Consider the following 20,501-nt stretch of genomic DNA (forward strand, 5'->3'; position numbering starts at 1 on the left):
GCACTGGCCCGCCGGTACCTGGTGGCGCGGGAGCTGATGCGGGACTTCTCCTCCCGCTGCTACGCCATCGTGCGCGCCTACGTGGTCGAGGCCGGGACACGGCTGCACGCCGCCGGAGCCCTCGCCGACCCGGCCGATGTGTACATGCTCGACATCCACGAGATCGCCGATCTGGCACAGGGTTTCCGCGGCGGTCACGAGCTGGCGGCGGCGATCCGGTACCGGCGGGCCATGTACGACGGCTACCGGGACCTGGTGCCGCCGCACGAACTCGGCCCCGGCGTGACGGTCTCGCACACCGAAGCCGGCGACGGCGTGCTCACCGGGCTGGGGTGCAGCGCGGGCGTGGTTGAAGGCCCCGCGCGGGTCATCGCATCACTCGCCGAGATCGCCGACCTGCGCCCCGGCGACATTCTCGTCACCCGGTTCACCGATCCCGGCTGGACCCCGGCGCTGGGCCTGGTGACCGGCGTCGTGACCGAGGTCGGCGGACTGCTCTCGCATGCCGCCGTCATCGGCCGCGAGTACGGCATCCCGGCCGTGCTCAATGTTCCCGGCGCCACCGCCGCCATTCGCTCCGGACAGCGGCTCCGGATCGACGGCGGCGCGGGCACCGTCACCCTGCTCGACACCGCCCCGCCCGAGCGGGTCGCGGATACCGCGCCCGCCACCCCACGTCCGGTAGCGGCGCTACCCGATCCGGGGTCGACACCCACTACGTCTCGCGCACGATCAGGAGGCGCTCTCATGACCGATCGAACCCACCCCGACCGCCCGGCGGTCCGGACGCTGTCGCCGCGCAAACGGATGATCTGCATCGCCGGCGGCGACGGCTCCGGAAAGACCACCCAGGTGGCACGGCTGGCGAGCGTCTTCGAATCACAGGGGCAGACGGTGGCGGCGGTGACCATCTGGGATGCCTTCCTGGACCCCGCGGTGTCGGCCAAACTGCCGTTCGACCGACCCGACGCCATCTACGGCTACCTGAAGGTGCTCACCCCGCTCAGCCGGACCCATTTCCTCTATCACGCCATGCAACTGGCGCTCGATCTCGCCGCGCGGCGCGGTCCGGACGTCGTGCTCATGAACTCGTACTGGTACAAGTACTTCGCCACCGAGGTGGCGCACGGCGGCGATCCGGCGGTCCTGCGCGCGCTGGCATCCGGTTTCCCGGAGCCCGACCTCACCTTCCACCTGCGCATCAGCCCGCGGGACGCGTTGGCGCGCAAGCGTAAACGCAGCGACTACGAGAGCGGCTACGGCGACGAGCACGAATTCCTCGAGTTCCAGCAGCGCAGCCACGATGCCCTCGCGGGGCTGTCGGCCGAACTGGGCTGGACCGAACTGGACGGCACCGCCCCGGCCGGTGACATCACCACCACCATTCTCGAGCAGTTGCGGAGCACGGAGCAGTGAACGACAACCCCACCCGCCGCATCGCCCTGGTCGGCATCGACGGCTGCGGCAAATCCTCGGTGCTGGCGCGCCTGCGCGAGCTGGCCCCGCGCGACCGCGGCTTCGGCAGTATGACCTGCCCGGACTTCCACACCACCGCGAATGCCCCGCTGCATCGACTCTCGCAGCAGCTCAAGGCGTTCAGCGACGGCTGCGACGAGATCGGCAGCCTGGAGTGCAAGGCCATCGCGCTGTATCTCCAGATGACCCTGTTCGGGCCGGTCGAACGGTTCTTCGTGGACACCTTCGCACCGGACGTGCTGGTGTGCGAGCGGCATCCGCTCGTCGAAACACTGGTCTACGGGCCGTTCTACGTACTGCTCGCCGATCTGGACACCGATCCGCGCGCTCGCGAGGCGCAGGTGCGCGACGTGCTGGATCGGCACGCGCCCGGCACCCTCGACGACATCCTCGCCTGGTACGCGGGCGAGGCGGCGCGCCTGGGCACCGACCCCGATATCTGGAACCTGCTCGGTGAGGTGTCCACACTCGTTCAGCTGGAACCGGATGCGGCGGTACCGGCGTTCGCGCGGCGGTGCCGAACCAGCCTGCCGGATGCGGTGCTGTGGCTCGACGTGCCGCCCGAGCAGGCCGCCGCCCGCTGCACCGCCCGGGTGGGCGGGGGCACGCGGGAATCCCACGAGACGCCGGAACTGCTGGCGGAACTGCGCAAGGGCTACCAGCGCGCGCAGCAGCTCCTCCCCGCGGCCTTTCCGGACCTGCGTTTCCACCGCATCGACACCGCCGACGGCGTGGACCTCGAGGAATCCGTGCGCCGCTGCGTCGAGGAAGGACGGCTGTTCGCATGACATCGACACAGGATTCGGTCGCGGCCCGGGTACGCGCCATCGTGGCCGAGGCGCTCTGGGTCGCGGCCGACGATCTGGAGGGCGGCACACCGCTCGTCGACTACGGATTGGACTCGCCGACCTCCATCGACCTCACCATGCGGCTCGAGGACGCCTTCGGGATCACCATTCCCGATGCCGTGGCGGCCCGGCTGGACACGGTGGACCGCATCGCCGAGCACGTCCGGGAGACCATCCGATGACCCGCACCGCCGCCGCACCCGCCGCCCTGCGGCCCCGACATCCGAGTATCGTGCACGCACTGCTCGACCATCTCACCGACGAGTCGCCTGCGGCTGACGAATCACACACGGCCCGAGTGGTTTTCGTCGCGGCACCGGGCGAATCCGAGGTACTGGACTATGCCGCCCTGGCCCGTGCGGCCCGGCGCAGCGCCGCCGCCCTGGCGGACTACGGCGTGCGCCCGGGTGATCGGGTCATGCTGTGCCTGCCCACCGGCACCGAGTTCATCACCGCGTTCTTCGGCGCGCAGCTGCTGGGCGCGATCCCGGTGGCGGTCGCGCCGCCGAGCGGTTTCGGCGGCCGCGGGCTGTTCGCGGACAAGTTCGCCCGGCTGGTCGCGTATCTGGCTCCCGCCGCGCTGGTGGCCGCCCCCGATGTGCTCGACGCGCTCGGCGCGCACCGGCCCACCGGAACGATCGTGGCGAACGGTGTGGACCTGCACGCGCGTGCGGTGACCGCGGGCGCGCCGGAGGCCGAGCCCCGGCTGCCCGACGGCTCCGATCCGGCATTCATCCAATGCACCTCGGGCTCCACCGGCATCCCGAAGGGCGTGGTGATCACCCACGCCAATCTCGCCGCCAACTGTGAGCAGATCACCCGCGTGTGCGGACTGGGACCCGGGGACAACTGGGCGGGCTGGCTGCCGCTCAACCACGATATGGGACTCATCGGCGGCACCCTGACCCCGCTGTTCGCGGGAGCGGGCGCGGTACTCATGCCGCCCAACCGCTTTCTGCGGGCACCGGCCGAGTGGCTGCGCAATGTCAGCGACTACGGCGGAACCGTCGCCGCCGCACCGAATTTCGGGTACGGCTACGCCGCGCTGCGAGTGCGCGACGAAGATCTCGACGGGGTCGACCTGTCGCGGTGGCGGTTCCTGTTCTGCGGGGCCGAGCCGATCCAGGCCGACACGCTGCGCCTGTTCACCGACCGCTTCGCGGCCTGGGGACTACCGCGCGACGCGGTGGTGCCCTGTTACGGCATGGCCGAGGCGTCACTGGCGATCACCGTGAACCGGCCGCGCGCGACCCTGCGCGTGGACACCGTCTCCCGGGACCGGCTGGCGATCGAGGCCCGCGTGGTCGACGTGCCCGCGGACGCCCCCGATGCGGTGCGGGTGGTGGACTGCGGTCCGGCGGTGCCCGGCACCGAGATCCGCGTCGTGGACGAGCGGGGACGGCCCTGCGCCAACAATGTGCTCGGCGCGGTGCAGTTCCACGGGCCGTCCCGCACGCCGGGCTATTTCCAGCTGCCCGACGCCACGGCGGCCTGCGTGGTCGACGGGAGCTGGTGGGACACCGGCGATCTCGGCTATCTGCGGGACGGCGGGCTGCGGATCACCGGCCGCCGCAAGGACCTGATCATCATCCGCGGGGCCAACTACTTCCCCTCCGATTTCGAACAGGCCGCGCAGACCGTGCCCGGTGTCCGGCTGGGCGGGGTGGCGGCGGTCGGATACCGCACGGCCGACGCGCATTCCGAGGGTCTGCATCTGATCGTGGAAACCGACGTGGACACTGCCGAGCAGGACGCGCTGCGGCTGGCGATCCGATCCGCCGTCAGCTCCCGCACCGGCGTGCTGGCCGACGCGGTGCATCTGGTGCCGCCGCGCGCTCTGCCCAAGACCACCAGCGGCAAGATCCAGCGCGCGGCGGCCCGCGCGCGGTTCGTCGCCACCAAGGAGACACCGTGACCGCGCTGCTCGCCCGGGACACCGGCCGCCGCCTGCCCGGACCGTCCTACCGCCATCCGCTGGGTGCGTATCTCGACTATCGGCGCGACCCGTTGACGCTGTTCTACGAGCAGGCGTACGCGCACGGCGGCAGCGTGCGCATCCGGCTCGCCCACGAACAGCTGTATCTGCTGGTGGACCCCGACCACATTCGGCAGGTCATGATGACCAATGCCGACAACTACCGCAAAGGTATCAGCTATACGAGCCTGCACCATCTGCTCGGCCCCGGCCTGCTGGTGAGCGAGGGCGAGCTGTGGCAGCGGCAGCGAGCGCTCATCAAACCGGTCTTCCACCGCCGGCACGTTCTCGACGAGGTGCCGCTCATGGTGGAGTGCGGACAGCGCATGGCCGCGCGGCTGGACCGCCACGCCGATACCGGCGAGATCGTGGACCTGGTGCCGGAGGTGCTCGGCTTCGCCGCCGATGTGGTGTGCCGTGCGGTGCTCGGTGCGGACGTGGACGATGTGCTGCCGCAGATCGAGGCCGATGTGCGCCACGGCGTGGACTGGGTCATGCGACACATGGCGGCACCCGTTCCGCTGCCGCCTTCGGTGCCGACCCCGGCCAATCGCGCTTTCGGGCAAGTGCTTTCGCGGCTGCACCGGGTGGTGGACGAGGTCATCGCCGGACATCGCACCGGCTCCGGCAGCCTGCTGGATCGGCTGTCGAGCGCGCGCGACGACGACGGGCACGCCATGGACGACACCCAGCTGCGCCACGAGGTGCTGACCTTCCTGCTCGCCGGGCACGAAACCACCGGCGGGGCCATCGCCTGGGCCGTGTACGAGCTGTGCCGCAATCGCACGGTGCTGCGCGATGTGGTGGACGAGATCGATGGGCGACTGGCGGGCGGCCCGCCGACCGCCGACGCCCTCACCGCCCTCGATCTGACCGGCCGCGCACTCGACGAGGCCATGCGGCTGCACCCGCCCGCCTGGGCGTTCAGCCGCACCCCCGTGGCGGCCGACAGCTTCGACCGCTTCGACCTGCCCGCCGGATCCATCGTCGTGATCAGCCCGTTCGTGAATCAGCGCCTACCGCAGTTCTGGTCCGCGCCACTGGTTTTCGATCCCGACCGCTTCCTCCCGGCGGCGGCCCGGGACCGGTCGCCGTTCCACTACTTCCCGTTCGGCTGGGGCCCGCACCTGTGCGTGGGGCGGCATCTGGCGCTGGTCGAGGCCCGGGCGGGGCTGGCCATGCTGCTGTCCCGCTACGACATCGAACTCGCGGGCGGACTGCGGGTGCGGGAGAACCCGCAGATCTCCAATCTTCCCGATCCCGTGCTGGTGCGCCTGCGCCGCCGCACCACCGGAGGTGACCTGTGACCGCCGCCGAACTGGCCGCCGTCGCCGACGCGACCGCCGCCGCCCGACTGGACCCGGCCCTCATCGGGCACAAGGCCGCCAACCTGGCCTGGCTGCACCGGCACGGGTATCGGGTACCGGCCTTCTGTGTGCTCACCACCGCGGCCTGCGCCCGCATTCTCGAACCGGTGCGCGACGAGCTCGACGCGCTGCTCGGTGCGCTCGATGCCGAGGATCCGAAGTCGTTGCGCGACACCGCCGATGCCATCGCGGAGCTGGTGACCGCGCTGTCGCTGCCCGACGATCTCGCCGCCGACCTGCACCGGCGGCTCACCGAGCTCGAGGGGGCGGGTCGGCTGGCGGTGCGGTCGTCGGCGCGGGGCGAGGATTCGGCCACCGACTCCTTCGCCGGACAGCTCGACACCCTGCTCAATGTCGCGCCCGAGGCGGTACCGGATGCCGTGCTGGCCTGTCTGGCGTCGGCGTACTCACAGCGGGCGCTGTTCTATCGCGTGCGGCGCGGACTGGGCAATGCCATCGCCGACACCGCGGTCATCGTGCAGACACTGGTGGACAGCGCCACCGCCGGAGTGGTGTTCAGCTGCAATCCGCGCAATGGCGATCCGGGCGAGGCCGTGGTCTCGGCGGGCCTGGGGCTGGGGGAGGGCGTGGTCTCCGGAACCGTGGACTGCGACACCTACTTCGTCGACACCCGCTCCCGCACCGTCACCGCCCGCAGCATCGGCGAGAAGTCCAGCGCGGTCCTGCCGACGGTAGACGGCACCGCGGTCACCGCCGTGCCGGCGGTCGACACCGCGGCCCTCACCGACGCGCAGGTGCTCGAACTCACCGGGCTGGCGGTGGAGCTGGCCGAGCGGTTGGATGCCCCGCAGGACGTGGAGTGGGCCATCGACCGCGCGGGCCGAATCCACCTGCTGCAAACGCGGCCGGTCACCGCGACCGGCGCGCAGGAGACCATCTTCGACAACGTCAATGTGGCCGAGTCCTATCCGGGCGTATCCAGTCCACTGACCTTCTCGATCGTGCGGCTGGCCTACGAGCAGGTGTTCCGGGTCTGCCACCGGGATTTCGGCGCACGACGCGCGACCGTGCGCGCCGGTGCCGCCGATCTCTACCCGTATCTGGTGGGCACCTGGCACGGCCGGATCTACTACAACATCAGCAACTGGTATCGGCTGTTCCTCCGGATTCCCGGCCTGGACTTCGCCATCGAGGGCTGGGAGGCCGCGCTCGGCATCGAGAACCGCTACCGGCGGCCCGCGCCACCGGCGGGCGGCTGGGCTCGCGCCCGCACTCTGCTGCTGCGTGCGCGAGTCGTGCTGATACTGCTGCTCGGCTGGTTCCGGCTGCCGCGCCGACTGGCGCACTTCTTCACCGAACTCGACCGGTTCCGCGCCGATCTCGACCACCGCCTCGACCCGGCCACCCCGGATCGGGAGCGCACCCCGCACGCACTGCTGACCTGGCTCGATCGCGTGATCAGTGATCTGGTTCCCGCCTACGCGGTGCAGATCTTCAACGACTTCATCGCCCAGCAACTGTTCCACGCGCTCGGAAAACTGTTGCAGGACAGTGGTGTCGACAATCCGGACACCCTGCGCAACGAACTGTTCTGCGGCGAGGAGGGTGTGGACAGCGTCGAACCGGTGCGCTCGGCACTGGCGCTGGCCACCCGCGCGGCCGCCGATCCCGCCCTGCGCGCGCTGATCGACAGCGATCGGGACCCGGCGCGGGTGTGGGCGGAGCTGCACGACGACGCCCACAACGAGTTCCTGACCGCCTACCGTGCGCATCTGTCGGCCTACGGCGACCGCACCGTGGACGAGCTGAAATTGGAGACGGACTCGCTGGAACAGCATCCCGAGAAGCTGATTCCGGTGCTGCGCAACTATATTCGCCGCGATATCGACTTCCGGACCATGACCGCCGAGGAGCGGCGCATCCGCCGGGAGGCGGAGGTGCGGCTGCGCCGCGCCCTGCGCGGCCGACCCCTGCGGTGGCTGCTCGTGCGCCTGGTGCTGGCCCAGGCCCGCGCCACGGTGAAGCAGCGCGAGAATATGCGCCTGGGGCGCAGCCGCTGCTTCGGCATGGTCAAGCGGGTGTTCCGCGTATTGGGGACACAGCTGCACGAGGCGGGGCTGCTCGACGAACCGCGCGATGTCTTCTATCTCACCTACGAGGAGATCGCCGCCCTCACCCGCGGCACCTCCGTCACCGCCCAGCCCCGCGACCTGGTGGCCGCCCGCACACGCGACCACGAGATCTGGCGGGCGCAGGCGGCTCCCTCGCGCATCGTCACCGCCGGAATAGCGGCCGCGCACACGCCCGAACCGGATTTCCTGGCCTTCGACGACGCGACCGTCCTCACCGGAATCGGCTGCGCGCCGGGCCGGGTCCAGGCACCGGCGCTGGTGTTGCCCGAACCCGACACCGCCGCCGTCACCGACGGCCGGGTGCTGGTGGCCGCCACCACCGACCCGGGCTGGGTGTTCCTCATGGTGGCCGCGGGCGGGCTGGTCAGCGAGAAGGGCAGTCTGCTCTCGCACACCGCCATCATCGGCCGCGAACTCGGCATCCCCACCGTGGTCGGCGTGCCGCAGGCGACCCGGCGCATCGCCGACGGCGACACCGTACTGCTCGACGGCCACGCGGGCACCGTCACGCTCATCGCACGAAAGGGTTCCGCATGACCTCGCTCGACGCCCACCCCACCGGACATGCCGAGAACTTCACCCTGGAGCACTATCTCGACACCGACGCCCACTCCTTCGACCAGCGTTTCGAACACTTCCGCCCCTATGTGGAGCGGGTGCGCGGCATGGGATTCGTCCTGCGCGAGATCACCGGCCCCGCCGGACCCGTGGTGCGGGCGCGGGACCCGGAGACGGGGGACATCCGCGAGGTGATCATGCTGGGGTCCAATAACTATCTGGGCCTGGCCGACGAACCGGAGATCATCGAGGCGGCGGTGGCCGCCACCCGGAAGTACGGAATCGGCTGCGGCGGCCCGCCATTGCTCAATGGCACCACATCGCTCCATCTCGAGCTCGAGCAGCGGCTCGCGGCGGTGAAGGGCTGCGAGTCGGCCATGCTCTTCTCCTCCGGATTCGCCGCCAATGTCGGCTGGGTGACCGGCCTGCTGCGCAGCGGCGACATCCTGATCTACGACGAGCAGAACCACGCCAGCCTCTACGACGGCATCCAACTGGGCCGAGTGCGGTCGATGGCCTTCGACCACAACGACCTCGACCATCTGCGCTACCGGCTCATGCAGGTGCGCTGGCGCAATCCGGGCGCGAATGTGGTGGTCGCCGTGGAGGGCGTCTACTCCATGGATGGCGATATCGCACCGCTGACCGAAATCCGTTCTCTCTGTGACGATTTCGGCGCGCTGCTGGCCGTGGACGATGCACACGGAACGGGGGTGCTCGGCGCCCGCGGGCACGGCGCGGCCGAACATTTCGGGCTCGACGGCGGGGTCGACATCGCCATGGGCACCTTCTCGAAGGTGTTCGCCACCACCGGCGGTTTCGTGGCGGGCAGCAGGGCGCTGGTGGATTCGCTGCGCTTCTTCGCCCGCTCCTACATGTTCTCCGCGTCGCTGTCGCCCGCCGTGGTCGCCTCGGTGCTGGCCGGGATCGACTTCATCGAGGCCCACCCGGAACGGGTGGCGGCCCTGCACGCCAATACCGCCTACTTCGCGGCGGCGCTGCGGCGGCGCGGGTTCGCGGTGGACCCGGTGACGGCGATCGTGCCCGTCATCCTGCCCGCCACCGTGCCGGTCGCCGAGGTGGTGGCCGCGCTGCACCGGGCGGGCGTCTTCGTCAACGGTGTCGAATTCCCGGCGGTGCCACGGGATCTGCAACGGCTGCGGATCTCCATGATGGCCACGCTGAGCACCGAGCACCTGGATGTCGCCGTCGACCGGATCGACGCGGTGGCGCGCCGGTTCGGCTTCCACCCCGACCAGATCGGAGCCTCCCGATGACCGACGCCCTCATCGCGGCGGGCGGCACGCCCGCCGAACGGCTGCTGGTGCTCGCCGCCCTGGCCGCGCCCACCGATGCCGAGCGCGCCCAGTTGCGCGACCTGGCCCGCGGGGAGATGGACTGGGTGGAGGTGCTGCATCTGGCGCGGCGCAATGCGACCGTGCCGCTGGTGCAGCGTCGGCTCACCGCCGAGGGCCTGTTCGACCGGGTGCCGCTGGCGGGTGCGTTCCAGGCCGTCTCCGACGAGATCGCGGCGGCCAACGAACGGCGGCTGGTGGGGGCCAAGGAGCTGCTGCGGCGGTTCGACACGGCCGGTATTCGCTGCGTCGTGCTCAAGGGCATGCTGTTCGCGTCCGAGGTCTACGGCGACCCGTACTACAAGCGCATGAACGATATCGACATTCTGCTCGATATCGAGCAGGTCGACGCCGCCGTCGAGATCTACCGGGATCTCGGCATGTTCAGCGTCTCGGAACTGCTGGGCAAGGAGCCCCGGGTGCGCGAGCGGCGTTCGCACCATCTGCCGTCGTTCGTCTCCCGCGACGGTGCGCTGGTGGTGGGCACCCACTGGGGGCTCATCACGCCGCTCGCGCCGTACGCCATCGACTACAACGCCATCTGGAAGCGGGTGCGGCCCATCGACTTCCACGGTGTCCCGGCCTGGGCCATGGCGCACGAGGACAATCTGCACCACCTGTGCGTCCACCTGCCGTACTACAAGACCGGGGTGCGCGAGCTCGCCGACATCTGGAATCTGGTGCGCCACGCTGGCGACGACCTGGACTACGGCCAGGTGCGGGAGGCGGTCACCGCCGCCGGATCGCACAATCTCGTCTATCACGCGCTGTCGCTGACCCAGCGCCTCGTGCCGGACGAGCGGATCGCCGCGCTGGTGGCGTGGACGCGCCCGCACGCCGACCGTTTCTACCGCTACGACGTCGACCGCAAGACCCGCGACATCCACACGCTGCTGCGCAGCCGGTCCACGCACACCGCCACCATCGAGAAGGCGTATCTGGAGTTCAACGCCACCCAGGCGCTGGGGGAGAAGGTGGCCCGGTTCGCGGCACTGTGGCGCAATCTGCTGTTCGTCCCCGGTGACGAGGCGGCGCGCATGAGTTCGCTGCGCACCGACAACCCGCTGTCGCGGGCCGGGGCGCGGGTGGCCGCGCCCTACCGGCTCACCCGGGTGTTCCAGCGCGACCTGGGTCGATGGCTGTTTCCGGCCGCGCTGGCCAAGACCGTCGCCGATCTCGGGGTCAGCGCCGCGCGCACGGTGCGCGGATCCACCGGCGACACCGTCGATCTGGCCGCGTTCGCCGCTCGGGTGGGTATGACCCCCGCACAGCTGCGGGCGGTCGCGGACAGTCAGGAGTGAGCATGCCGCTACCGGGACGCCCGGGGGTGACCACGGTGCTGTGGGATCTGGACGGCACCCTGGTCGGGCTGCGGCAGCGGACCTTCGGACTGCTCATGCCGTTGGTGGCCGCCGCCGCCTTCCGGGATGTGCTGCCGCCGCACCGATTCCTGCCCATGCTGCGCGTCACCCTGGATCAGGTGCGGCGCAACGACGGTGAGCTCACCAACCACGACCTGCTGGTGCGCCTGCTCGCCGAGCGGGCGGCCGTCTCGGTTCCCGAGGCCGACCGCCGATTCCGTGCCCTGGCCGCCACCGGGCTGCCCCGGCTGCGGCGCTGCTTCCGTCCGGTACCGGCGGCACGGGTACTGGTGGACCTGCTCGCCGAGCGCGGGGTGACGCAGGTGGTGGCGACCAACCCACTGTGGCCGCGCAGCACGGCGGAGAACCGATTGCGCTGGGGCGGAATTGATCCCGTCGTCTTCACGCACATATGCAGTGGCGAGACCATGCGCCGGGCCAAACCCCGCGTCGAGTACTACGCCGAACTGCTGGAGCTGCTCGGTGTCACCGGTGAGCAGTGCGTCATGGTGGGCAACGACCCGGTCAAGGATCCGCCCGCCACCGCACTCGGCATTCCCGTGTACCTGCTGCACGGCGGCACCGACAACGAACTCGTCACCGGCGGCGACTGGCACGGTCTCGCCGATTGGCTCGGACTACCGGAGGACTCGTGTTTCTCGTCGTGAATCCCACCGCCAAGGGCGGAGCCGCCACCCGATGGCCGCAGGTGCGCCAGGTGCTGCTCGAGCGTCGACCCGATATCGACATGGCCGCACCGGATTCGGCGGCCGAGGCGGAGAGGGCGGTGCGCGCCGCCGTCGACGCCGGGCACGACGCGGTGATCGCCGCGGGCGGGGACGGCACGGTCGGGCTGGTGCTCAACGCGCTCATGGACCCGGCCGTCGACCGGCCGCGCGATCCCCGTATCGCGCTGGGGGCCATCGGGTTGGGCAGTTCCAACGATTTTCACAAACCCGCCGCCGCGGACCGGATGCTGGCCGGGGTGCCCGCGCGCACCGACCTCGGGCGGGCGCGCGGCATGGATGTCGGCAAGGCCACCATGCTGCTGCCGGACGGCACCCGCCGGATCCGCTACTTCCTGCTCAACGCCAGTATGGGCCTGGTCGCGGCGGGCAACCACCATTTCAATGCGGCGGGCGGGCTCACCGCGTGGCTCAAACCACGCAACACCGACGCGGCCATCGCCTACACCGCGCTGCGTACGATCGCCACCTTCGACCCGCTGCGCGTGGATATCCGGGGCGAGGGGTGGCGACAGCACGCGCCCGTCACCACCGTGAGCGTGCTCAAGTCCGTGCACTTCGCCGGTGGAATGCGCTACGACACAGGCGTAACCGCCGATGACGGGCGGTTCGACGTGAACATCTGGTCGGCGGCCTCCCGGCCCGCCGTACTGCGCCTCATCGCGGGTCTGTACCGCGGGCGCTTCCGCGCTTCCGCCCTGGCGCGCTGCGAACGGTCGGCCCGGGTGGATCTGCGTCCCGAATATCCCAGCCCGCTCGAACTCGACGGCGAGATCACCGTCGTGGAGGGCGCAACCCTCGAGGTGCTGCCTCGGGCGCTGCTGGTGTGCGCCTGAACGGGAGTCGCCAGCGGGCGCTTCGACAGCCGCCCAGTCGAACAGAAGGAGTACGAGCGATATGAAAGAACAACCCGGCGTGGTGCTCATCACCGGCGCGGGCTCGGGCATCGGCCTGGCCACCGGGAAACTGCTGTCCGAGTGCGGCTTCCGCGTCGTGGGCGCGGATGTCGCGGTGCCCGAGCGGTCGCCGTTCCCGATCGCGGCCGTCGACGTGCGCGACGAGGAGGCGGTGCGGCTGTGGGTGGACGACGCCGTGGAACGGCACCGCACCGTGCGCGCGGTGATCACCTGCGCCGGATACGGACTCGCCGGGGCGGTGGAGGAGACCACCCCGGCCGAGGCCGCGGCCCTGCTGGATGTGAACGCCATCGGCACCGCGCGGGTGGCGCGGGCGGTCCTGCCGGCGCTGCGCCGGCAGGGCAGCGGCCGGATCGTGGTGGTGGGTTCCGGCGCGGCCGGTGTCGCGCAGCCGTTCGGTGGGTGGTACTCGGCCAGTAAGGCGGCGGTGGAGAAACTCGGCGAGGCACTGCGCATGGAGGCCGCGCCATTCGGAATCGAGGTGGTGACGCTGATTCCCGGATGGACCCGCACCGGCATTCTCGCCGCGGCGCGGCGCGGCGGTGACGAGTTGAGCGTGTACCGTGCCGTCAGCGCCGAAGTGGCCCGCCGCAATGCCGAACACTTGGCGAACGGTCAGGATCCGGAGGTGGTGGCCGCAGCCGTGCTGCGCGCCCTGACCCGGCGGCACCCGCGCGCCGTGTACCGGGTGGGCCGGGACGTGCGGTCCTCGTTCTGGGCGCGCCGGCTGCTGCCCGCGGGCCTGTACGCGCGACTGGTGCGCGACTACTACGGGCTGACCGGGACCGGTGCCGATCACTCCGCGATCGCCGCGCTGCCGCCGTTCGTCCATCCGATCACCCGGCAACCGCTGCGTGAGGACGACACCGGCGCACTGGTCACCGCCGCGGGCGAGGTCGGCCTGCGCCCGGTCGACACCCGCCTGCGGCTCTACGCCGACGCCACCGCCGACACCTACACCGGCCGCGAAATCGCCAGTGAGAAGGTGCGGTTCGCCTACCGCATTTACTCCAAGGCGTATCCGATCGTGGCCACGCTGGTGTTCTGGATCGTCTGGAGCGGCAAACTCGGCGTACTCGGGCGCTTCTACGGCGGACAGCTGGCGGCCGCCGCCGAGCGGGGCGCGGCCTTCGTGGATATCGGCGTCGGCGACGGCAGCCTCACCACCTTCGCCATCCGCTCAGCGAAGGTGCGCACGCTGCCGCCGCTGCTGTTCGTGGACCTGTCCCCGGATATGTTGCGCAAGAACGCCAAACGTTTCCGCCGGGTGCCCGGGGCGGTGTCGCTGATCCAGGACGTGAACACGCTCGGGTTGGAACCGGGCTCGGTGCGGGCCCTGGGCTGCTACGGTGCGCTGCATGTCTTCCCGGAGCCGCAGCTCGCGCTGAAGCATATGGCCGCGCTGCTGGCCGACGACGGGGAACTGTCGCTGTCGGTGCTGACCAGTCCCGGGGTGCCCTGGAAGGACCGGCTCATCGAGCGGTTCGTCGGAACCAACACCATCACCAGCAATTTCACCGCCGACCAGGTGCTGGAGCTGGTCGCCGGGGCCGGACTGGAACCGGTGCAGACCATTCGCAACGGACATCAGCTGCTGCTGCGGGTGCGCCCCGCGACGGAAGCGGCCCCGGCATGACGGCGCTGCTGGAGCTGAGCGCGGTGTCGAAGTCGTACCTGCGCGGTGAGGAGCGGGTGCACGCGCTGCGCGACCTGGACCTCACGGTGTCGGCGGGGGAGTTCGTGATCGTCACCGGCCCGTCCGGCGCGGGCAAATCCACGCTGCTGCATGTGGCGGGCGGGCTCGACGCACCCGACAGCGGCACCGTCACCGTGCGGGGGGAGGACATCTGGGCGTTGAGCGCCACCGCGCGCTCGGCCTTCCGCCGCCGCAGCCTCGGCTTCGTCTTCCAGTTCTTCAATCTGGTGCCCATGCTCGACGCGGTCGAGAACGTCTCGCTACCACTGGTTCTCGACGGCGTCCCGGCGCGTACCGCGGATGCCCGCGCCCGGGAACTGCTGGAGCGGGTGGGTCTGGGAGACCGTGCCCGGCACCGGCCCGGTGAGCTGTCCGGCGGTCAGATGCAGCGGGTGTCGGTGGCGCGGGCCATGGTGGCGCGGCCCGCGCTGCTGCTGGCCGACGAACCGACCGGCAATCTCGACTCCACATCCTCCGACGCGGTGCTGTCGCTGCTGCGCGAACTCGCCGAGGAGAACGACACCGCCGTCATCGTGGTCACCCATGATCCGGCGGCCTCGCCCTACGGCACCCGCCATATCGGCCTGGTGGACGGGCGGGCCGACGAGCGGGCGCTGGAGCCGGACCGGTGAGGCGGGTCGGGGCGGGCTGGGCCCGCTTCCGCCGGGTCCATCTCACCGCGCTGCTCTTCGACTGGCGCAGAACGATTTCCAGCGTCATAGGGGTGGCGCTCGGGGTCACGCTGGTGCTCGGAATGGTGCAGTTGCAGCGTGAAGTGACCCGGCCCTTCGACGCCTTCGGACCGTCGCTCACCGCCTACGCCGGGGATCGCGCCATCCAGGTGACACCCGCCGTCGCCGGGCGGCTGCCGGTGGCGGTGGTGCAGCGGCTGCGTTCGGAGATCCCGGAGGCGGAGGCCGTGGTGCCGTTCGTCGCGGGCATGGCACCGCTCGAGGTGGGCGGTACGCGGCACGGATTCTTCGTCATGGGTGCGCCGTGCACCATCGAGCTGCTGGTGGGGCCGTTCGACTGCGAGCAGCGAGCGCGCACCGAACGCCCCGCCGACGGGCCCGGAGTGCCGTTCGAGATACCCGCCGTGGTCGCCGACCGGCTCGGACTGCGCCTCGGCGACGAGGTGCGCATTCCCGGCCAGCCCGCGGGGAGCGCACACCTGGGCTGGACCTTTCCCGAATACGATCGGGTGGCGGGCATCAACGGTGGCCATGTGCTCTTCGCCCCCGACACCGACAGCGCCGCGGATCTGCTGGGCGGCAGCGGATTCGTGACGGCGGCGTTCGTGCTGCCCGCGCCGGGTGCGGATATCGCCGCCGACGTGGACCGCATCGTGGCGGACGTGGCCACCGCGGGACCGCCGCGGCCACAGCTCCCGGTGGTCTACGCGGGCGCGAAGCAGAGCCTGAACCTCACGGCGCTGAGCGGGATCCTGGTGGGAATCCTCATCGCGGTCAATACGATTCTGCTCAGCATCGAGGAGCGCCGAGCGGTGATGGGCACCATCGGCGCGATCGGTGCGACGCCGCGCTCGCTGCTGGCCGGGTTCCTCGGCGAGGGCGCGGTCATCGGGGCGATCGGCGGACTTGTGGCCGTGCCCAGCGGATATCTGCTGGGCGACTTCCTCATCGACCGTTTCGGCCGCACCATGCTCGACGGTTCCGGGGCCGAGATCGCCGTCGGATGGAGTCTCGGGCTGATCGGCCTCGGCCTCGGCGCGGGCGTGCTGTGCGGGGTGCTGGCCATGGCCGGACCGGCCTGGCGACTGGTCCGCGACGGGCCGCTGGCGGCCATGTCGAGCTTCGGCGTGGTGCGCGGCGGTCGCCGGATTCGGTTGTGGGTGCTCATCCTCGGCCTGATCACCATCGCGGGTGCGGTGGCCCTGCTGGAACGCTTCCAAAGCGGCCTGGTGGACCTGAATCTGGGCAGCAGCGGGCTGTTCCTCGGACTGGCCGGGGTCGCGGCCGTCACCCTCTGGGCCACACCGCGCATCGCCACCGGCCTGACCGGCCTGCTGGCCCGCCGCCACCCGCGCACCGGACGGCTCGTGGCCGCCGACATCCGCCGCTACGCCACCCTGTTCGCCACCACGGTCGCCGTCATGACCGTGGGCACCAGCCTGGCGGTCGGCTCCGCCAGCGTGCAGCGGCTGGCGGCCGATCAAGTGGCCGAGCAGAAGGCGCAGCGGCTTTCCGACGCCCTCGTCATCGCGCCGCAGGCCATCCTGGACCAGCGGCGCGGACGCATAGCGCCCGCCACCTTCGAGCTGATCCAACGGGCCGCCGGCGGGCGGGAGACCACCTCCCGGTGGACGGCCATGATCCCGTCCACCACCGAACCGCGCATCGTGGTCGGGGTGGACCCGGGCGGCTGGTACGCCGAGGCCGCGGTCGACACCGTCACCGACGCTCGAGCGCTGTGGCGTGGCATGGGCGCGGGGGAGATCGGACTGAGCGAAGTAGCGGCCGGACATCTCGGCGTCGGCGTCGGCGACACCGTGACGCTGCCGACACCGCAGGGGCGCAAGGAATTCCGGGTGGCGGGACTGTTCCGGCCGCGCGTCGTCAACGACTCCACACTCGGCGATATCGTGCTGGTCTCGGCGGCCACGGCCGAACGGGACTGGGCGGCGGTACGGGACCAGGTGGTCGTCCGATACGACTCCGCCGCCGACGCGGCCGCCCACCGCGAGGACTACCTCGCACTGGATGCGGGGCTGTCGGTCTACGACGACGACACCTGGCGCGCAACCGGTGAACGCGCCATCACCCGCTTCTTCGAACCGTTCACCATCAGCGGCTACGTCATGATGATCACGGCGGGCATCAGCGTGCTCAATGTGTTCGTCCTCGCCCTGGTGCAGCGGCGACGCGAGCGCGCGGTCCTGCGGGCCATCGGCAGCACCGTGGGCACCGAGCGCGCCGTGGTGCTGGCGCAGGCGGCGCTGCTGGCCGGGCTAACCGTCGCCTTCGCCACCGCCGGGGGGCTGGGCCTGATCCAGCTCCAGGCCACCGCGTCTCCGGTGTTCTACGGCTTCCAACTCGCCTGGGGCGTCGTCGCCGGACCGCTGCTCGTGACCGCGGGGGCGGTGCTCGCCCTGGTGGCCCTGGCCAGCCTCTATCCGGCCTATCGGGCCGGACGGTTGGAGGCCGCGGAGGTACTGCGCTCGGAATGACAGCGGCGGAAGGCCGCCGCCCCCACCGCGTTCGGATCGGTGATGTGCCCGAGGAACAGTCGGGCGGTGGGGGTGGGGGTGCGGGTGGTGACCGCATGCCACGGGCGGTCGAGGGGAGTGCCCTCGACCGCCAGCAGTTGCAGTGAGCCCTCGGCCAGGTCGCCGTCGATGGCATCGCTGTGAATCAGGGTGATGCCCAACCCTTCTCGTGCCGCCGCCAGCACCGCGCCGTGCGTGCCCAGGGTGAGGGTGGGCGGCGCGATCTCCAGGCGGTCCAGCAGTGCCAGGGTGGTGTCGCGGGTGCCGGATCCCTTGCCGCGCAACAGCCAGGTCGCGGTGGCCGGGTCGGGGAACTGTCCCGGCGCGCCCACCACTACCAGGCGGCTCGGGCGCAGCGCTCGGGTGATCAGCCCGCCGTCGCTGGGCGGCCTGCCCGCGATGACGAGATCCGTTTCGTGATGGGTCAATTCGAGGAACAGCACATCGCGCGGGTGGATCGACAAGCCCACCTCGACATCCGGATAACGCGTGCGGAACGACGCCAGCAGCCGCAGCAGCACGTACTCCCCGGCGGTGGCGACCACCCCGATGCGCAGCCGACCGGTCTCGGCTCGCTGCACCGCCGCGTGCGCCTCGTTCATCAGGCCCAGAATGCTGCGGCAGTAATCGGCGTAGATGCGGCCCGCCTCGGTGAGGGCGATGCCGCGACCGGATTTGGCGATGAGTTTCGCCCCCAACTGCTTTTCGATGTGCGCGACGGCGGCCGATGCGGCGGCCTCGGTGATGTGCAGCTGCGCGGCCGCGCGGCGAATACTGCTGTGCCGCGCAACGGCCAGAAAGGTTTCCATCCGCACCGCACTGACCGTACCCATCGTCAGACGGTAGCAAACTCGACGAAATAGTTGAGCGAGACGAGAAACAATCGAATTGTTTGTCGATAACGCCGCCGTCATCCTGGAATTCGCAAGTCGACCACCGGCGCGAGCAGGAGGAACAATGGCTGACACACCAGAACGTGACCGGTGGGATCCGGGCGTGCAGTCCTATGCGTCGATGGGATACTACGCTCCCGACTATCAGCCCAAGGATACCGACGTGCTGGCCGTCTTCCGGGTGACCCCGCAGCAGGGCGTCGATCCCGTCGAGGCGTCCGCCGCCGTCGCGGGCGAATCCTCCACCGCCACCTGGACGGTGGTGTGGACCGACCGGTTGACCGCGCACGACCGGTACCGCGGCAAGTGCTACCGCGTCGACGAGGTGCCCGGCCGTCCCGGCGAGTACTTCGCCTATGTGGCCTACGATCTCGATCTCTTCGAGGAGGGGTCGATCACCAATCTCACCTCCTCGGTGATCGGCAATGTTTTCGGCTTCAAACCGCTCAAGGCATTGCGGCTGGAGGATATGCGCATTCCGGTGGCCTATGTCAAGACCTTTCAGGGTCCGGCGCACGGAATCGTTATGGAACGGGAGTATCTCAACAAATACGGGCGGCCACTGCTCGGCGCCACCGTGAAACCGAAACTCGGACTCTCCGCCCGCAACTACGGACGTGTGGTATACGAGGCATGCAAGGGCGGTCTCGATTTCACCAAGGACGACGAGAACATCAACTCGCAGCCGTTCATGCGGTGGCGGGATCGCTATCTGTTCGCCATGGAGGGCGTCAACCGCGCCATCGCCGAAACCGGGGAACTCAAGGGGCACTACCTCAATGTGACCGCCGCGGACATGGAGGACATGTACGAGCGGGCCGAGTTCGCCAAATCCCTGGGCAGCGTGATCATCATGATGGACCTGACCGTGGGGTACACCGCCATGCAGTCCATGGCCAAATGGGCACGCCGCAATGGGATGCTGCTGCACCTGCACCGCGCCGGACACTCCACGTTCACCAGGCAGAAGACCCACGGCGTGAGCTTCCGGGTGCTGGCCAAGTGGTGCCGCCTCATCGGTGTGGACCATGTGCACGCGGGCACCGTCGTCGGCAAGCTCGAGGGTGATCCGCACACGGTGCGGGGCTTCTACGACACCCTGCGCGACAACTACATTCCGGCCAACCCCACCAACGGCATCTTCTTCGACCAGGATTGGGCCAGCCTGCCCGGCGTCATGCCGGTGGCCTCCGGCGGCATCCACGCGGGGCAGATGCACCAGTTGCTGGACCTGTTCGGCGACGACGTGATCCTCCAGTTCGGCGGCGGCACCATCGGACACCCGTTCGGCATCGCAGCGGGCGCGGAGGCCAACCGGGTCGCGCTGGAGGCGGTCGTGAAGGCGCGCAACGAAGGTCGCGACCTGCTCAAGGAGGGACCGGACGTGCTGCGCCAGGCGGCCGAGCACTGCCGTCCGCTCGAGGTGGCGCTGGCCACCTGGGGTGATGTCACCTTCGACTACACCTCCACCGACGCGCCCGACGCCGTGCCCACGGCCAGCCGCTGACCGCTCGACGACAAGGAGTCGCAATGTATCTGCGTCAGGGCACCTTCTCCCATCTGCCCGAACTCAGCGATGCCGATATCGCCGCCCAGGTGCGCTACGCCCTGCTCGAGAACTGGCCGGTATCCATCGAGTACACCGACGATCCTCATCCCCGCAACAGCTACTGGGAGATGTGGGGGCTGCCGCTGTTCGATCTCGACGAACCCGACGGAGTGCTCGCGGAGATCAACGCCTGCCGGGCCACCTTCCCGCGCCACTACATCCGGGTCAACGCCTATGACGCGAGCTACGGGCGGCAGACCACCGCCCTGAGCTTCCTGGTGCAGCGCCCGCCCAGCGAGCCGGGATTCCGGCTCGACCGCGCCGAAGGCCGGGATAGGTTGCAGCGCTATGGTTTTCATGCCTATGCCACCGAGGTCCCACCCGGTGACCGGTATCGAGACTGACCGTACTACCCTGCGGGAGGCCGATTGTGAGTACAGA

Annotated in this window: 16 protein-coding genes; 15 read left to right on the forward strand and 1 reads right to left on the reverse strand. The window is 70.2% G+C overall.

Annotated features, from left to right (window positions below):
• From QK444_RS07845 to QK444_RS07905, 13 genes are all read left to right on the forward strand, one after another.
• On the forward strand, window positions 1–1,416 hold a 1,416-nt coding region (locus QK444_RS07845), incomplete at its 5' end, for a PEP-utilizing enzyme (RefSeq protein WP_282778524.1).
• Window positions 1,413–2,264 (forward strand): hypothetical protein, encoded by an 852-nt coding sequence (locus QK444_RS07850; RefSeq protein WP_282778526.1) that lies wholly within the window; start codon window positions 1,413–1,415, stop codon window positions 2,262–2,264. The genes QK444_RS07845 and QK444_RS07850, both read left to right, overlap by 4 nt.
• Window positions 2,261–2,506, forward strand: a complete 246-nt coding sequence (locus tag QK444_RS07855; protein ID WP_282778527.1) for an acyl carrier protein — start codon at window positions 2,261–2,263, stop codon at window positions 2,504–2,506. Before QK444_RS07850 ends, QK444_RS07855 begins: the two co-directional genes overlap by 4 nt.
• A complete protein-coding gene (locus QK444_RS07860; RefSeq protein ID WP_282778528.1) occupies window positions 2,503–4,239 on the forward strand; it encodes a fatty acyl-AMP ligase in 1,737 nt (578 codons plus the stop codon). The genes QK444_RS07855 and QK444_RS07860 overlap by 4 nt, the downstream gene beginning before the upstream one ends.
• On the forward strand, window positions 4,236–5,606 hold the full coding sequence (locus QK444_RS07865) for a cytochrome P450 (protein WP_282778530.1): 1,371 nt from the start codon (window positions 4,236–4,238) through the stop codon (window positions 5,604–5,606). The genes QK444_RS07860 and QK444_RS07865 overlap by 4 nt, the downstream gene beginning before the upstream one ends.
• Complete coding sequence (locus tag QK444_RS07870) at window positions 5,603–8,296, forward strand: PEP/pyruvate-binding domain-containing protein (protein WP_282778531.1); 2,694 nt, start codon at window positions 5,603–5,605, stop codon at window positions 8,294–8,296. Before QK444_RS07865 ends, QK444_RS07870 begins: the two co-directional genes overlap by 4 nt.
• The gene (locus QK444_RS07875) at window positions 8,293–9,594 is read left to right on the forward strand and encodes a pyridoxal phosphate-dependent aminotransferase family protein (RefSeq protein WP_282778533.1); all 1,302 of its coding nucleotides are present in this window, start codon (window positions 8,293–8,295) and stop codon (window positions 9,592–9,594) included. The genes QK444_RS07870 and QK444_RS07875 overlap by 4 nt, the downstream gene beginning before the upstream one ends.
• Window positions 9,591–10,973, forward strand: a complete 1,383-nt coding sequence (locus QK444_RS07880) for a nucleotidyltransferase family protein (protein WP_282778536.1) — start codon at window positions 9,591–9,593, stop codon at window positions 10,971–10,973. Before QK444_RS07875 ends, QK444_RS07880 begins: the two co-directional genes overlap by 4 nt.
• 2 nt (window positions 10,974–10,975) lie before the next feature.
• Window positions 10,976–11,701, forward strand: coding sequence for an HAD family hydrolase (locus QK444_RS07885; protein ID WP_282778537.1), 726 nt, complete (start codon window positions 10,976–10,978; stop codon window positions 11,699–11,701).
• Window positions 11,686–12,615: a diacylglycerol kinase family protein gene (locus QK444_RS07890; protein WP_282778539.1), complete on the forward strand. Its 930-nt coding sequence runs from the start codon at window positions 11,686–11,688 to the stop codon at window positions 12,613–12,615. Before QK444_RS07885 ends, QK444_RS07890 begins: the two co-directional genes overlap by 16 nt.
• 61 nt (window positions 12,616–12,676) lie before the next feature.
• Entirely contained in the window at window positions 12,677–14,332 is a 1,656-nt protein-coding gene (locus QK444_RS07895; protein ID WP_282778540.1) for a class I SAM-dependent methyltransferase, read from the forward strand.
• On the forward strand, window positions 14,329–15,024 hold the full coding sequence (locus tag QK444_RS07900; protein ID WP_280357252.1) for an ABC transporter ATP-binding protein: 696 nt from the start codon (window positions 14,329–14,331) through the stop codon (window positions 15,022–15,024). The genes QK444_RS07895 and QK444_RS07900 overlap by 4 nt, the downstream gene beginning before the upstream one ends.
• Entirely contained in the window at window positions 15,021–17,579 is a 2,559-nt protein-coding gene (locus tag QK444_RS07905) for an FtsX-like permease family protein (RefSeq protein WP_282778543.1), read from the forward strand. The genes QK444_RS07900 and QK444_RS07905 overlap by 4 nt, the downstream gene beginning before the upstream one ends.
• Here QK444_RS07905 and QK444_RS07910 read toward each other — a convergent pair.
• Window positions 17,531–18,451 carry a LysR family transcriptional regulator gene (locus QK444_RS07910; RefSeq protein ID WP_282778544.1) on the reverse strand — a complete coding sequence of 307 codons (921 nt, stop codon included), beginning with the start codon at window positions 18,449–18,451 and terminating at the stop codon, window positions 17,531–17,533. The genes QK444_RS07905 and QK444_RS07910 overlap by 49 nt on opposite strands.
• Window positions 18,452–18,575: 124 nt before the next feature.
• Here QK444_RS07910 and QK444_RS07915 point away from each other — a divergent pair, with 124 nt between their 5' ends.
• On the forward strand, window positions 18,576–20,018 hold the full coding sequence (locus QK444_RS07915; protein WP_029927633.1) for a form I ribulose bisphosphate carboxylase large subunit: 1,443 nt from the start codon (window positions 18,576–18,578) through the stop codon (window positions 20,016–20,018).
• 23 nt (window positions 20,019–20,041) lie between these two features.
• On the forward strand, window positions 20,042–20,464 hold the full coding sequence (locus tag QK444_RS07920; RefSeq protein ID WP_282778547.1) for a ribulose bisphosphate carboxylase small subunit: 423 nt from the start codon (window positions 20,042–20,044) through the stop codon (window positions 20,462–20,464).
• The last annotated feature ends 37 nt before the right edge of the window (window positions 20,465–20,501 follow it).

The organism is Nocardia sp. CC201C (genome assembly GCF_030010695.1).
Lineage (GTDB): Bacteria > Actinomycetota > Actinomycetes > Mycobacteriales > Mycobacteriaceae > Nocardia > Nocardia otitidiscaviarum.